At 70.0% G+C, this 14,959-nt stretch carries 9 protein-coding genes; 8 read left to right on the plus strand and 1 reads right to left on the minus strand.

Annotated elements, in window-relative coordinates:
* Positions 1-335 precede the first annotated feature (335 nt).
* From D1643_RS06640 to recN, 8 genes are all read left to right on the plus strand, one after another.
* Positions 336-2,501: an RND family transporter gene (locus tag D1643_RS06640; RefSeq protein ID WP_160709879.1), complete on the plus strand. Its 2,166-nt coding sequence runs from the start codon at positions 336-338 to the stop codon at positions 2,499-2,501.
* Positions 2,498-4,387 carry a hypothetical protein gene (locus D1643_RS06645; protein WP_160709880.1) on the plus strand — a complete coding sequence of 630 codons (1,890 nt, stop codon included), beginning with the start codon at positions 2,498-2,500 and terminating at the stop codon, positions 4,385-4,387. Before D1643_RS06640 ends, D1643_RS06645 begins: the two co-directional genes overlap by 4 nt.
* Positions 4,388-4,509: 122 nt before the next feature.
* A complete protein-coding gene (locus D1643_RS06650; RefSeq protein WP_160709881.1) occupies positions 4,510-4,758 on the plus strand; it encodes a TIGR03905 family TSCPD domain-containing protein in 249 nt (82 codons plus the stop codon).
* 305 nt (positions 4,759-5,063) lie between these two features.
* Entirely contained in the window at positions 5,064-6,209 is a 1,146-nt protein-coding gene (gene rpsA, locus D1643_RS06655) for a 30S ribosomal protein S1 (protein ID WP_370520312.1), read from the plus strand.
* A 266-nt stretch (positions 6,210-6,475) separates the two neighbouring features.
* A complete protein-coding gene (gene mnmA, locus D1643_RS06660) occupies positions 6,476-7,618 on the plus strand; it encodes a tRNA 2-thiouridine(34) synthase MnmA (RefSeq protein WP_236643432.1) in 1,143 nt (380 codons plus the stop codon).
* The gene (gene coaE, locus D1643_RS06665) at positions 7,619-8,218 is read left to right on the plus strand and encodes a dephospho-CoA kinase (RefSeq protein ID WP_160709883.1); all 600 of its coding nucleotides are present in this window, start codon (positions 7,619-7,621) and stop codon (positions 8,216-8,218) included.
* Positions 8,219-8,312: 94 nt separating this feature from the next.
* Positions 8,313-10,463 (plus strand): excinuclease ABC subunit UvrB, encoded by a 2,151-nt coding sequence (gene uvrB / locus D1643_RS06670; protein WP_160709884.1) that lies wholly within the window; start codon positions 8,313-8,315, stop codon positions 10,461-10,463.
* A 1,095-nt stretch (positions 10,464-11,558) separates the two neighbouring features.
* Complete coding sequence (gene recN, locus D1643_RS06675) at positions 11,559-13,310, plus strand: DNA repair protein RecN (RefSeq protein WP_160709885.1); 1,752 nt, start codon at positions 11,559-11,561, stop codon at positions 13,308-13,310.
* Between the two features lie 64 nt (positions 13,311-13,374).
* Here recN and D1643_RS06680 read toward each other — a convergent pair.
* Positions 13,375-14,959: polysaccharide deacetylase family protein (locus D1643_RS06680; RefSeq protein ID WP_236643433.1), on the minus strand; the 1,585-nt coding region annotated here is incomplete at its 5' end.

A 14,959-nucleotide genomic window follows, 5' to 3' on the forward strand; every position in this document is an offset into this window, starting at 1 on the left:
CCGACCCCGCCCCGCTCGCGCTGTGCCCCCCCCAGTTCCCGCACCGCCTGCGCCGCCCCGCGCGATCCTGACGCGCAAAGTGGCCAAAAACGACGACCTGACGACGCTTTCCGCGCCTGGGCGCTCATCTTCTTTCGCAAAAGCCCAGGTCGGCTCTGCTCATCGGAAGGCGCGAGGACTCTCTGGGGGCGAATTCTCCGATTATCTGTCGTCAGGTCGTCGTTTTTGGCCACTTTGCGCGTATCCGATGCGCGGAGAGGCATCGCTCAGCCTGTGGTTCGTGGGGTTTGTCCGGCGTCCGCCCGTCTGCCGGGCGCGACTGGTATGCTATTCCCATGGACAAGCTCATCTCGGGGATGCTGGCCCGCCGACGAGCCGTGGTGGCGACGTTCGTCGCCGTGGCCGTCGTGTGCGCAGCGCTCATCCCCTTTGTCAAGGTCAACTACGACATGGTGGACTACCTGCCTCCCGAGGCCCAGTCCACCGATGCCGTGCGCATCATGGCCGACGAGTTCGACCAGGCCATCCCCAACGCGAGCGTTCTCGTCCACGATGTGGACGTGCCCGGCGCGCTTGCGCTGAAGGACGCCATCGCGCGCGTTCCCGGCGTGGAGTCGGTGCTCTGGCTCGATGACGTGGCGGATGTGGCCACGCCGCTTGCGGCCCTCGACGAGGCGACGGTGGAGCAGTACTACCGCGACGGCGCCGCCCTGTTCCAGGTGTCGGTGACCGAAGGGGAGGAGGGCCCTGCCATCGCGGCCCTGCGCGCCCTCGTCGACGAGGCGGGGTCCGGCAACGCCGTGGCCGGCGAGGCCATGGACACCGCCCAGATGCGGGAGTCCATGGTCGACCAGGTGCTCAAGGCCGTCGCCATCGTCGTTCCCATCATCGTGCTTTTGCTCGTGGTCTCCACGCTCTCGTGGATCGAGCCGGTGCTGTTCCTGGCCGCCATCGGCGTGTCCATCCTCATCAACATGGGCACCAATCTTTTCCTGGGCTCGGTGTCCTTCGTCACCTTCTCGGTGAGCCCCATCCTCCAGCTGGCCGTGTCGCTTGACTACGCCATCTTCCTGCTGCACGCCTTCGCGGCCGAGCGGCGGCGCGGCGGCAGCATCGAGGACGCCATGGCGCGCGCGGTGCGCTCGTCGGCCGGCACCATCGCCGCGAGCGCCACCACGACGCTCTTCGGCTTCGCGGCGCTCGCGTTCATGCAGTTCCAGATTGGCGCCGACCTCGGGTTCAACCTGGTGAAGGGCATCGTGCTGTCGTTCGTGACGGTCATGGTGTTCCTGCCGGCGCTCACGCTGTGCCTCTGCCGGCTCATCGACCGCACTACCCACCGCCCCCTCATGCCCTCCTTTGCCCGCATCGGCGCGCCGCTCGCGCGGGTACGCGTTCCGGTGCTCGCGCTGGTGGCGGTGCTCGCGGTGCCGGCCTTCCTCGGCCAGGCCAACGTGGTGTTCACCTACCAGAACAACGTGGCCGATCCCACGTTGCGCGCGGGCGCCGACACGCTCATGGTGCAGGAGGAGTTCGGCCAGGCCAACGCCGTGGCCGTGCTCGTGCCGCGGGGAGACGTCGGCGCCGAGGCGGCGCTCTCGCGCGACCTGGCGGCGCTCGACCACGTGACGGGCGTCATGGGATATGCGGCCACGGTGGGCGCGGACATCCCGCCGGAGTTCCTCGATGAGGCTGTGACCAGCCAGTTCTACTCTGGCGACTACGCGCGCATCATCGCCTACCTCGACACTGACGTGGAGAGCGCCGAGGCGTTCGCCGCCGTGCAGGCGGTGGAGGACGCGGCCGCTGCGCGCTATGGCGAATTCTACGCGGCGGGCCAGTCGGCCAACCTCTACGACATGAAGAGCATCGTGGCCGTGGACAACGTGGTGGTGAGCCTCGTGGCCGTCATCGCCATCTTCCTGGTGGTGGCGGTCACCTTCCGCTCCCTCGGGCTGCCCGTGGCGCTGCTGCTGGCCATCGAGTGCGGCATCTGGATCAACCTGGCCATTCCGTACTTCATGGGCACCAAGGTGAACTTCATCGGCTACCTGGTCGTCAACACCGTCCAGCTGGGTGCCACCATCGACTACGGAATCCTGCTCACGTCGCACTACCTGGCCCATCGCCGCCGCATGCCGGCGCGCCAGGCCGTGTTCGCGGCGCTCGGCGAGGCGTTCCCGTCGATCCTGGTGTCGGCCGGCATCCTGGCCACGGCCGGCTTCGCGCTGGCGGTGTCGTCGTCCATCGGTGCCGTGGCGAGCCTGGGCCTTTTGCTCGGCCGCGGCGCGCTCATCTCGCTGGGCATGGTCACGTGCTTCCTGCCCGCGCTGCTCGTCTACGGCGACGGCCTCATCCGTCGCACCACCTGGCGGAGCGGCTTTTTCAGCGCGGAGTCCGGGGCGGGAGGGTCCGCCTCCGCGCCCGCGCCCGCTGCTGCCGTTCCCGCCCCCGGCCCCCGTGCCGCGCGCCCGCTTTCCGAAGAAGGAGACGCCTCATGAGCAAGCCCCTGTTCTCCCGCGCCGGCCTGGCCGGCCTGCTCGCCCTCTCGCTCGTGCTCACCGGGCTCGGCCCTGCGCTGGCCCGCGGGGACGATGCGCCCGCCGGCTCTGCGGGCGCGCCGGCCGCCTCCGAGCCTGCCGCGTTTGAGAAGACCGAGGTGGTCTACGCCAACCTGTCGGCCGAGGGCGCGCCTGAGGGCGTCTACGTGGTGAACCGCTTCGACGTGTCCGCAGCGGGCCTCGTCACGGACTGGGGCGCCTACGACGAGCGCGCGAGCCTCACCGGCCAGGCCCTTCGCCCGGCGACGAACGGGGCCGACGCCGCAGACGGCATCGAGGCGTCGGTCGGGGAGGGCGTCTTCTCCTACCAGGGCACCGCCCCCGCCGCGGCGACGCTGCCGTGGGATGTGGCGGTGTCCTACCGCCTGAACGGGCAGAAGATGACGCCGGAGCAGATCGCGGGCAAGTCGGGCGACGCCGAGGTGCGCCTCACGGTGACGCGCAACCCCGATGCCGACCCCGCCTTCGCCGAGAGCTATATGGTGCAGGCGACGTTCACGCTCGACGGCGAGGCCTGGACTGACGTGCGCGCCGGGGGGGCCGTGGTGGCGATGGCCGGCGCGGATAAGACGGTGGCCTTCACCCTGCTGCCGGGGCGCGACGGCGACTTCACGTTCACCGGGCACGTCGAGGACTTCGCGCTCGCCGGCGCCCAGCTGGCGGCGCTGCCCTACGCCACGGTGGTGGAGATGCCCGACGCGTCCGACCTGGAGGGGCAGATGGGCCAGCTCGCCGACGCCATCTCCGCGCTCGACGAGGGCACGGCCTCGCTCGCCTTGGGGGCGGGCTCGCTCGCGGAGGGCGGCGCGAGCCTGCGGGACGGCGCGCGGGCCCTCTCCGAGGGGCTCGACGCGCTGGCGGCGTCCTCGGGCAGCCTGACGTCTGCGTCGGCACAGGTCGCGGGCGCCCTTGACGCGCTGTCCGCGGGCCTTGCGGGCGCTGACTTCTCGGGCGTCGAGGAGCTTGGGCAGCTGGCGCCGGCGCTGCGCTCGCTCGCCGGCGGCCTTGATGACCTGGGCGCGCAGTCCGCCGCGGTGCGCGACGGCTTCGGCTCTGCGCTCGCCGCGCTCGACGGCGCGCTGGCCGCCATCCCGGAGGGCACGCTCACCCCGGAGCAGATCGGCTCGCTTATGGCGGCGGCTCAGAAGTCGGGCAACCCCGCCGACGCCGCCACGGCCGCCGAGCTGGCGCGCACCTACGAGGCCGCCCAGCGCGCCCGCGGCACCTACCAGGCCGTGAAGGGGGCCTTCGACGGCACCCGCCAGCTGCTGGCCGTGCTCGGCGGCGATGCGGCGACCAAGGGCTCGCCGGCGTTCTTCGCGGCGTCGCTGCGCGCGGTCGCCGCGGGGCTTGAGGAGGCGGATCCGGCCGCGGCCCTCGGCCAGCTGGCCGAGCTGTCGGCCGGCCTTAGCCAGCTGGCCGCCCAGTACCGCTCCTTCGATCAGGGGCTTTCCGCCTACGCCGACGGCGCGGGACAGGCGGCCGCGGGCGCCCGCGCGCTCGTGGGCGGGGCCGATGCGCTGGCCGGAGGCATCGGGCAGCTGGCCTCCGGCGCCGGCTCGCTCTCCGCGGGCGCGGGGCAGCTCGCCGGCGAGACGGCCGACCTGCCGGCGCGCATGCGCGCCTCGATGGACGAGCTCATGGCCGATTACGAGTTTCCCGCCTTCGAGCCCGCGTCTTTCGTCGACGCACGCAACCAGTCGGTGGCGGCCGTGCAGTTCGTGATGGCCATCGCCCCGGTGGAGCCCGAGTCCGAGCCGGAGCCCGAGCCGGAGCCGGAACCCGAGCCCACCATCCTCGACCGCCTGGTCGCCTTGTTCTCCTAACGTCGGCGGGGCGTCCGCGCCCCGCTTTCGCGTGCCCTTCGCGCGTCCTGCCATTCGCGTCGCCGACGGCTTGTGTCACAATGGCGCCCTGAGGAAAGGCAAGGCGAACGAGAGGAACCGACATGCACACCTTCCGACCCCGGGGCGTCTGCTCCAAGCTCATCGAGGTCGAGCTCGACGGCGACATCATCAAGGAGATCCGCTTTACCGGCGGCTGCGACGGCAACCTGAAGGCCATCGCCAAGCTCGTGGCCGGCCAGCGCGTCGACGACGTGGTCGCGCTTTTGCGCGGCAACACCTGCGGCCCGCGCGCCACCTCCTGCGCCGACCAGATGACCTACGCCCTCGAGGAGGCGCGCGCCCAGTCCTAGGGGTCGCGCGCGGCGTGTTTATGGCGCGGGCGCGAATTCCCTCGCAAAGCGGTGAAATTCTCGAAAACCCCCCGCGTAGCCGTGATATACTAGCCAAACTTGCGGAAAACCCGCAGGAGTAGGTATCTGTTGGCCCCCGAGACATGTTTTATTGACCGTCCTGAGCAAGCTCGTGCAAGCGAACATGGCAAGCATCAATCAATCATGACGAAGGGTCCCCAGAATGTAATGTTCGAAAGGGGTCCGTTTTGACCGAAATCAAGAACACGTCCGTAATCGACTTCTCCGACATCTCCGACGAGCAGATGAACGAGATGATCGACGGCACGCTGACCGACTTCGACGAGGGAGATCTCGTCGACGGCACCGTCGTCAAGCTGGAGCACGATGAGGTGCTCGTGGACATCGGCTTCAAGAGCGAGGGCGTCATCCCCTCCCGCGAGCTGTCCATCCGCAAGGACGCCGACCCGGCTGACATCGTCAGCCTGGGCGATAAGATCGAGGCCCTGGTTCTTCAGAAGGAGGACAAGGACGGTCGCCTGATCCTTTCCAAGAAGCGCGCCGAGTACGAGCGCGCCTGGATCCGCGTCGAGGAGAAGTTCAAGGCCGGCGAGGTCGTCACCGGCGAGGTCATCGAGGTGGTCAAGGGCGGCCTCATCCTCGACATCGGCCTGCGCGGCTTCCTGCCTGCCTCCCTCGTGGACCTGCGCCGCGTGAAGGACCTCGACATGTACCTGGGCACCGAGATCGAGGCCCGCGTCATCGAGATGGACCGCAACCGCAACAACGTCGTGCTGTCCCGCCGCGTGCTGCTGGAGGAGGGCCGCAAGAACGAGCGCGCCGAGATCCTCTCCAAGCTCTCCAAGGGCATGCGCCTCAAGGGCACCGTCTCCTCCATCGTGGACTTCGGCGCCTTCGTGGATCTGGGCGGCATCGACGGCCTGGTGCACATCTCCGAGCTGTCCTGGAACCACGTCAACCATCCCTCCGAGGTCGTCAAGGTGGGCGACGAGGTGGAGGTCGAGGTGCTCGACGTCGATCTGCAGCGTGAGCGCATCTCGCTCGGCCTCAAGCAGACCACCGAGGATCCCTGGATCAAGCTGGTCGAGTCCTACCCCGTGGGCACCATCGTCGACGGCAAGGTCACCAAGATCGTGCCCTTCGGCGCGTTCATCGCGCTCGGCGATTCCATCGAGGGCCTCGTGCACATCTCCGAGATGGCCGGCCGCCACATCGACACCCCGGCCCAGGTCGTCAAGGCTGGCGACGAGGTGAAGGTCAAGGTCATGGAGATCAACCCGGATCGTCGCCGTATCTCCCTGTCGATGAAGGCTGCTGCCGAGGAGCTCGGCTACGAGATCGAGGTGGACGAGTCCATCCAGGCCGAGGAGCGCCCGGCCAAGCGCAAGAAGGAGCGCGCCGAGAAGACCGAGGAGACTGCCGCCGAGTAGTCGCCGCGGGCGAGCAAGTCCTTTGCGAGGGGCGGGGCCGAGTGCTCCGCTCCTCTTTTTTCGTTGTGGCTTGCAAATTTTGACGGTTTTGCACTCTTGCGCCCACGGCTGGGGCGCCGAGGACGCCCCTGGGGAGTCGATTTCCCGGTGTTTCCCCTGGTCGCGTCAATCCGGAGCAACTCAAGACGGCGTTGGCGGCCGACCCGCGAGTGCAAAACCGTCGAAATTTGCAAAGCGAGCCCGGTTTTCGTGGAAAGGGGGCTGTTATGGCCGAGGAGCGGAGCGAGGGGGCTGGGAGCGCCCCGGCGGCAGACGCAGCGGGGAGCGCCTCGATGGCAGCCGCCACAGCTGCGGGCGCGCCCGCAGCGCGCGGCCGCGTGGCGCTCGGCATGAGCGGGGGAGTGGACAGCTCGGTGGCTGTGGCGGCGCTTCAGGCCGAGGGCTATGAGGTGGCAGGCGTCACCCTCGTGCTGCAGGACACGCCTGAGGCCCGCGCTGCGGCCGAGACCGCTGCGGGGGTCTGCGCGCGCTTGGGCGCCGAGCACCACGTGATAGCGCGCGAGGAGCTCTTCGAGCGAGCTGTGGCCGCGCCCTTCGCCGCGGCCTACGCGGCGGGCCTCACGCCGAGCCCGTGCGTGGGCTGCAACGCCGCGGTGAAGCTGCCGGCGCTTCTGGCTGTCGCCGACGAGCTGGGCTGCGCAGCGGTCGCTACGGGCCACTACGCGCGCGTGGGGCACCTGACCGACGGGCGCTGGGCGGTGCTCGCCGCGCTCGACCACGCCAAGGATCAGAGCTACATGCTGGCAGCCCTCACGCAGGGCCAGCTCGCGCGGCTCGTGCTGCCGCTGGGAGGCATGACCAAGCTGGCCGTGCGCGCTGCCGCCGCCGACCTGGGCCTGGCCTGCGCTGATGCGCCCGAGAGCCAAGACATCTGTTTCGCGCCCCAGGGCTATCGGGCGTTTCTGGCCGAACGTGGCGTCACGGCCGAGCCAGGCCCCATCCTCCTGCCCGATGGGCGCGAGGTGGGGCGTCACCAGGGGTTGGCCTGCTATACCGTCGGCCAGCGCAAGGGCATCGGCGTGGCCGGCCCCGAGCCGTACTACGTGCTGGCCAAGCGCGTGGCAGACAACGCGCTCGTGGTGGGCCCGGCTGCCGCGGCCACGCTCGCGCGCGTGGAGACGGGGCCGGTCAACTGGCAGGCCGTCGACGGCTTGAACGCCCCCGCCGACGCCATGGTGAAACTCCGTTACCGATCGCGCCCGGCTGCGTGTATCATTGTTCCCAGAGAAGACGGCGGGGCGACCGTCCGGCTGCGCGAGCCGCAGCCGCTCACGGCGCCCGGTCAGTGGGCAGTGTTCTACCAAGGCTCCACCGTGCTGGGGGGCGCCGTGATCGAGGAGGTCGGATAGATGAGGAAGATATTCGTGGTGGGCGGCATGGGCGCGGGCAAGTCCACGGCGCGCCAGGCCCTCGTGGACGCGGGGCTGCCCTACATCGACCTGGATGAGGTGGGCCATCAGGTGCTCAAGTGGGATACGGTGAAGGAGGAGCTGGCCGAGACCTTCGGCGCTGGCGTGCTCGACGCCGACGGCGAGGTCATCCGCAGCGCGGTGGCCGCCCGCGCGTTCATGTCCCCGGCCGACACGCGCAAGCTCAACCGCATCACCATGCCGCGCATCGAGGAGGTCTACACCGACCTGCTTGCCCAGCTCGAGGCCGAGGGCAACGACGCGGTGGTGGTGGAGTACTCCGTCTTCAAGAACCGCGAGATGTCGCTGGCCTACTCGGCTGACGTGGTGCTGGCCGTGCTCGCGCCGCTCGATCTGCGCATCGAGCGCGCCGTGGCCTCCGGCTTTGATGAGGCCGACGTGCGCCGCCGCATCGCCCGCCAGATCACCGACGCCGATCGCATCGAGGCCTCCGACGTGGTGTTCAGCAACGACGGCACCAAAGAGGAGCTCCGCAACAAGGTCATCGCCTGGTGGGAGGACTACCAGGCTGCCCTGTAGCGCCTCTGTGACGAGTTTTCCATCCCGCCTTCTTTGCCAGGCTCTTATGGTATAGTAGAACAACTGTACGTTTGAACTGAGGCGAGGAGGCGGGATGTCTCATCTTTCCAACTTGGAGGGCGTGGCCATGGAGGGGAAGCTGCCCGAGGTGCGCCTGGCGTCTACGCCGCTCAAAGTGACCTCGCCCTTCGAGCTGTCGGGCGATCAGCCCGAGGCGGTGCGCAAGCTCGCCGCCGGCATCGAGGAGGGGCTGCGCTACCAGACGCTGCTCGGCGTGACGGGCTCGGGCAAGACCTTCACCATGGCCAAGACCATCGAGGCCGTGCAGAAGCCCACCTTGGTTCTGGCGCCGAACAAGACGCTCGCGGCCCAGCTCGCCGCCGAGCTCAAGGAGTTCTTCCCCAACAACGCCGTCGTCTACTTCGTCTCCTACTACGACTACTACCAGCCTGAGGCCTACGTGCCGGCGTCGGATACCTTCATCGAGAAGGACGCCTCCATCAACGAAGAGGTGGAGAAGCTGCGCCATGCGGCCACGAGCGCCCTGCTCAGCCGCCGCGACGTCATCGTGGTGGCGTCGGTGAGCTGCATCTACGGCATCGGCAGCCCCATGGACTACGCGGGCATGGCCGTGTTCGTGGACAAGGAGGTTCCGGCCGATCGGGACGACGTGATTCACGACCTCATCGACATCCAGTACGATCGCAACGACTACGAGCTCAAGCGCGGCACGTTCCGCGTGCGCGGGGATGCGCTCGACGTGTTCCCGCCCTATGCCGACAACCCGCTGCGCATCGAGTTCTGGGGGGATGAGATCGAGGAGATAGCCGAGGTCGACCACGTCACCGGCGAGGTGCTGCAGACCTATGAGGCGCTGCCCATCTGGCCGGCGTCGCACTACGTCACCGCGCGCCCCAAGATGGATCGCGCCATCCGCACCATCCAGGACGAGCTGCGCGAGCGCCTGGCTCAGTTCAACGAAGACGGCAAGCTCCTCGAGGCCCAGCGCCTGGAGATGCGCGTCAACTACGATTTGGAGATGCTCGAGACCATGGGCTTCTGCTCCGGCATCGAGAACTACTCGCGCCACCTCGACGGGCGCGAGCCGGGCGAGCCGCCCTACACGCTCATCGACTACTTCCCGCGCGACTTCCTCTGCATCATCGACGAGTCCCACGTCACCGTCCCGCAGATCCGCGGCATGCACGAGGGCGATCGCTCGCGCAAGATCACCCTAGCCGAGCACGGGTTCCGTCTGCCGAGCTGCCTGGACAACCGCCCCTTGCGCTTCGATGAGTTCGAGCAGCGCGTGCCGCAGTTCGTCTACGTGTCGGCCACCCCGGGCGACTACGAGGAGAAGGTGTCCCAGGCCCAGGTGGAGCAGATCATCCGCCCGACGGGCCTGCTCGATCCGGAGATCGTCGTGCGTACGAGCGCGAGCCAGATCGACGACATCATCGACGAGGCGAAGGAGCGCGCGGCCCGCGATGAGCGCGTGCTCATCACCACGCTTACCAAGAAGATGGCGGAGGACCTGACCGACCACCTGCTCGACCAGGGGGTGCGCGCCCGCTACATGCACTCGGACATCGCCACGCTCGAGCGCGTGGAGATACTCTCGGCCCTGCGTCGCGGCGAGTTCGACGTGCTCGTGGGCATCAACCTCCTGCGCGAGGGCCTTGACTTGCCCGAGGTGTCGCTCGTGGCCATCCTCGACGCCGACAAAGAGGGGTTCCTCCGCAACCACCGCTCGCTCATCCAGACCATCGGGCGCGCGGCCCGTAACGTGTCGGGCCAGGTCATCATGTACGCCGACCGCATCACCGATTCCATGGACCGCGCCATCACCGAGACGCGGCGTCGTCGCGAGATACAGATGGCCTACAACGAGGAGCACGGCATCGAGCCGCAGACCATCCGCAAGGCCATCAACGACATCATGGGCTACGTGGCCGATGAGGCCGGATCGGTCACGGCCGAGCAGGTGAACAAGGAGCTCGCGGAGCTCTCGCGCGAGGAGGTGCTGCGCATCATCTCGTCGATGGAGGACGACATGGCCGCAGCCTCGCGCGACATGGACTTCGAGGAGGCCGCACGCCTGCGCGACCAGGTGGTGAAGCTGCGCGCGAGCGTCGAGGGCCAGAGCGAGGACGATGTGCTGAAGGATCTGCGTAAGACGGCTCGCAAGGGGAGCGCCTACGGCAATCGCAAGCACGCTGCCTACGGCAGCTCCCGCCGCTCGTAGCGCGCGGTCCTGGGGCGGATGACGCGAGGAGCTCCTGCTGGCCTCGTTGGCGGGGCGTGGGCGTCCTGAGGGGGCGTATCACCGGAGTCCTGCGGCCCTGCTGGGCGTGCGGTCGGCGGGGGCTGCGGATCGCGGCGACGGAGGCGTTGGCGTCAAGGCCGGTGAAGCCGTTTGCCGTAAAGGGGCGTGGTGTCCCTTCTGCGCGCGTCCGAGGCTTGGCGGGCGTCGTGCAAAGGGGTGTTGCGTCCGGTCTGGCGAGCGGCGGCTCGTCGCGCTGATGCGTGCGGGGGAGGCGGGCGCGCGCTGGACGGGTGCGGGATGCGATCTTGGGGGGCAGCCGTTCTGGTGGCCTGGGTGCTAGTCGGCCCCTCGGGGAGGGGGCTGATGCGCCAGCGCGGGATGCGGGGCGTGGCCTCGGGGACGTTGCGGGTGCTCGGAGCGGGGGTCTGGTTCCGGAGGGCCGATTCGCGCGGAGCGGGGCGAGTCCCGGAGGGCTGATTCGCGTTGAACGGGGGAGGGCCCGGAGGGGCTGACTCACGCGGAGCGGGGCTCGGGTCCGGAGTGCCGTCCGCTGGGGCCGGGATCCTGTGCCCAGCCCGCGAGAACCTGCAGAGGGCCGGCCTTCGCTGAAGCCGGCCTTGCTCGCAGGGGAGGGCTTCCGGATGCCCCCGCTCCCTGGCGCGTCCCTATCCGGAACCATGGCGGCGGCTTGGGGCACGCGGAACGGCGCTCGGGCCTCGGGAGGGCGATTCGCGCGGCGCGGGGCCGGGCCCCGGAGGGGGCTGACTCACGCGGGGCGGGGGGCTGCGATCCGGGGGCCGGTCCCTCGGCGTCGGCCTGCCCGCGCGTGCCGTCGTGGTCGCAGTTCGGGCAAAGGCGGGGGATGGCGGATTTCTGGCCAAAAAGGCTATGATTTACGCGTGAGAACGCGCAAACAAGGGCAAATCGGGCCAAAACGGCCACGGTTTACGCGGGATCGCTGGCCTAGCGTGCGTAAACCGTGGCCGTTTTGGCCGGAACGGGTCGGTTTGCCCTGCGTTTCGACAGGGCTGCGATAAGCTAGGCGCGAAAGGCAAGGCGCCTGAAGGAGGCACCATGATCGACGAGATACAAGTGGAGGACGTGGCCCTCATCCGGTCGGCATCCATGACGCCCTCGGCGCATCTCACCGTGCTCACGGGCGAGACCGGCGCCGGCAAGACGGCGCTGCTCTCGGCGGCCAAGCTGCTCATGGGGGCGCGTGCCGACAAGGGCGCCGTGCGCGAGGGGAGCGCCGCCGCGCGCGTGAGCGGGCGGTTCTACCTGCGCGCGTCGCTCGCGGGGGGTGCTTCCGATGGCCTGGCGCCCTCGGCGGACATCGGAGGCGCCGCATCGCCTGCGACATCTGCCGGGCACGCCGATCCGGACGCGCGTGGCGATGCGGACGGCGCCGAGGCCGGCGATGACCTCGAGCTGGTGGTCACGCGGCGGCTCTCGGCGGACGGGCGCAGCCGCGTGACGCTCAACGGCGCCATGGCGAGCGTCACTGAGCTGGCCGAGCGCGTGGGGCCCTCCATCGACCTGTGCGGCCAGCACGAGCATCAGGCGCTCATGGCGTCCTCCTCCCACGGCCGGCTCCTCGACGCCTGGGGAGGCGCGGCGGTTGCCGAGGCGCGCGCTGCATGGGACGCCGCCTGGACCGACGCCGTCAGCGCTGCGGCAGCCTATGAGCGCGTGTGCGAGGCGGCGAGCGCCTCGGCAACCGCCCTCGACGAGGCGCGTTTCGCCCTCTCCCAGATAGAGGCCGTGAACCCGCAGGAGGGAGAATACGAGGAGCTCGTGGCCTACCTCTCCCGCACGGAGAACGCCGAGGCCCTTGCCCGGGCCGCCCACGGCGCGAGCGAGGGATTGGCTGGCGAGGGGGGAGCCCTCGACGCCCTGGGCGCGGCGGCCTCTTTGCTGGAGGATGCGGCGCGCCACGACGAGGCGCTCGGCGCCTATGCCCAGTCCCTGCGCGAGGCCGGCTTCATCGTGGAGGACGTGGCGCGCGACATGGCCTCCTACGCCGAGGACGTGGAATTCGACCCGGCCGAGCTGGCGGCTGCCCAGGAGCGCGCTGCGGCCTTCCAGGGGCTTTTGCGCAGCTGGGGCCCGCGCTTGGAGGACGTGCTCGCCCGGCGGGACGAGGCGGCGGAGCTTGTGGCCTCCGTCGATGACGCCGACCGCGTGCGCCGCGAGGCCCGCGAGCGCCTTGACGCCGCCGAGGAGGCGCTCGCCGTCGCCGCGGACGCCCTGCACCTCGCCCGTGCCGCCGCCGCGCCGGCCTTCGCCGCAGCTGTGAGTGCCGTCATGGAGCGCCTTGAGATGGGCAGCGCCGCTCTTGAGTGCCAGGTCGATTTGCTCGAGCGTTCGCGCTGGTCGAAGTCAGGGCCTGACGCGGTGGAGTTCTTCTTCCGCCCCGGCGCCGGCATGCAGGCGCGTCCCCTCGCCCGCATCGCGTCGGGCGGCGAGGTGAGCCGCGTCATGCTGGCCGTCAAGGTGGTGCTCGGCGCCCATGATGAGGTGGACACGCTCATCTTCGACGAGGTGGATGCCGGCGTGGGCGGGGCGACGGCCGTGGCGCTGGCCCGGGTGCTGGCCGATCTGGCGCGCACCCACCAGGTCATCGTCGTGACCCATCTGGCCCAGGTGGCAGCATGGGCTGACACCCACTACGTGGTGGAGAAGTCCGATGCCGAGGCGCCCGAGACCACCCTGCGCGAGGTGTCCGGGGCAGACCGCGAGGCTGAGCTGGCCCGCATGCTCTCCGGCGACGCCACGGAGACCTCCCTCGCCCACGCCCGCGAGATGCTGGCTGCCGCGTCATAGGGGAGGCGTCGCGTAACGATGGGGGGGCCGCCGACAGCGCGGCGGCCCCCCCATCACGTTATTCCTACATCTGCGCCGGGTCGTTGTAGGCCAGAAGCTCGTCGATGGTGACGAAGCGATAGCCTTGCTCCTTGAGGTAGGGAAGCGCCTGGCGCAGGGCCTCCACCGTCTGGGAGCGGTCGCCGCCGCCGTCGTGCATGAGGATGATGCTGCCGGGCTTGGCCTGCTTGATGCGGTCGGCGATGGCCTGGGCGCCCGGGCGCCGCCAGTCCTCGGTGTCGATGTTCCAGCCGATCTCCGCGGTGATGTGCGGTTGGAGTATCTGCGCCGTCTCGGCGCTGAAGTTGCCGCCCGGGGTGCGGAAGGCGTGGCTTGCCGCCGCGCCCGTGGCGGCTTCGATGGCCTCGTAGCCCTTGAGCACCTCGTCCACCTGCTCTTGGGGCGTTTGGCGGCCCATGTCCACCCCGCGGCCGTCGCCGGCGCTCGCGTGGTCGTAGCTGTGGCTGCTGATCTGGTGGCCTGCATCATGGGCGCGCTTGACGACATCCGCATTGCCGCCGCTGATCTGCTGGCCGATGGTGAAGAACGTGGCCTTCGCGTCATTCTCCGCCAGAATGTCGAGGATGGCGCTGGTCGAGTCGGGCCAGGGCCCGTCGTCGAAGGTGAGGGCCACCACCTTGTCGCCGCCGGTGTCGGCGTTGTACTTCTTCACGACCTCGCCGACCGGCTCGGACACCACCTCGTCCACCGTCAGGCCGGAGACGGCGCCCGTGCGGCGCAGGGCCTTGCCGGCTGCGCCCGATCCGGCGTAGGCGTGGATGGCGCCGACGCCCGAGAACTCGATGGTCGGCGGGGCCGACACCTCCTCCTCGGCGTAATCTTCGGTCGCATCAGCGCCGTCGGTTACGGAGAGCGCGGCGTCGCGGGGAAGCCTGGCGGCGCCGTCCTCCCAGGGCTCGCCGTTGAGCACGGCGGTGAAGCGCTTGCCGCCCCCCTCCTGAAGCAGGCTGCCGTCCACGGCCAGCAGGTTGCCGGGCGTGGGGCTGACGGTGCCCTTCTCGATGAGGGCGTCGAGGGTGGTGTCGCCGGGCACCTGGATGGTCTCGCCGTTGACGGTGAGGCTCATGAACGGCGGGTTGAGAAGCAGGTAGGCGCCCACGCCCACGACCGCCACCACGAGCGCCGCCACGGCGACGAGCGCCTTCGACGGCCGCCTGGAGCGGTTGCGGCGGCGCACGTCAGGCAGGGCGACCGCCCCCTCGAGCGCGCCCTGGAGGTGTGGGGTGGGGGTGGCCTGGCGCAGGGGCTCGTCGCCGTCAGCGCGCGGAACCACGCGGGCATGGGCGGTGTCCACGCCGATGACGGGCGTGGAACCGGTGGCGCCCGGCTGGATAACGATGCCGCGGCCGCCGTGCGCCTCGTCGCCAAGGCGCGAACCGACCGTCACCCGGTCGCGTGGGTTGCCTGGCAGCGGCCGCTCGGCCGGCTCGTCCTCGACGAACTCGAAGTCTGTGTCGTCGGCAGGGGAGGCTGCGGCGTCTCCCGGCGCGCCCCAGGCCTCCGGCGGCTGGCCGCCGCGCGTCGCGGGCGCGGCATGGCGCCCGCGGCCTCCGGCTGCGGTTGCCTGGTGCTCGGCGGCGGGCGCAGCA

Source organism: Enterorhabdus sp. P55, assembly GCF_009911695.1.
Taxonomy (GTDB): domain Bacteria; phylum Actinomycetota; class Coriobacteriia; order Coriobacteriales; family Eggerthellaceae; genus Enterorhabdus.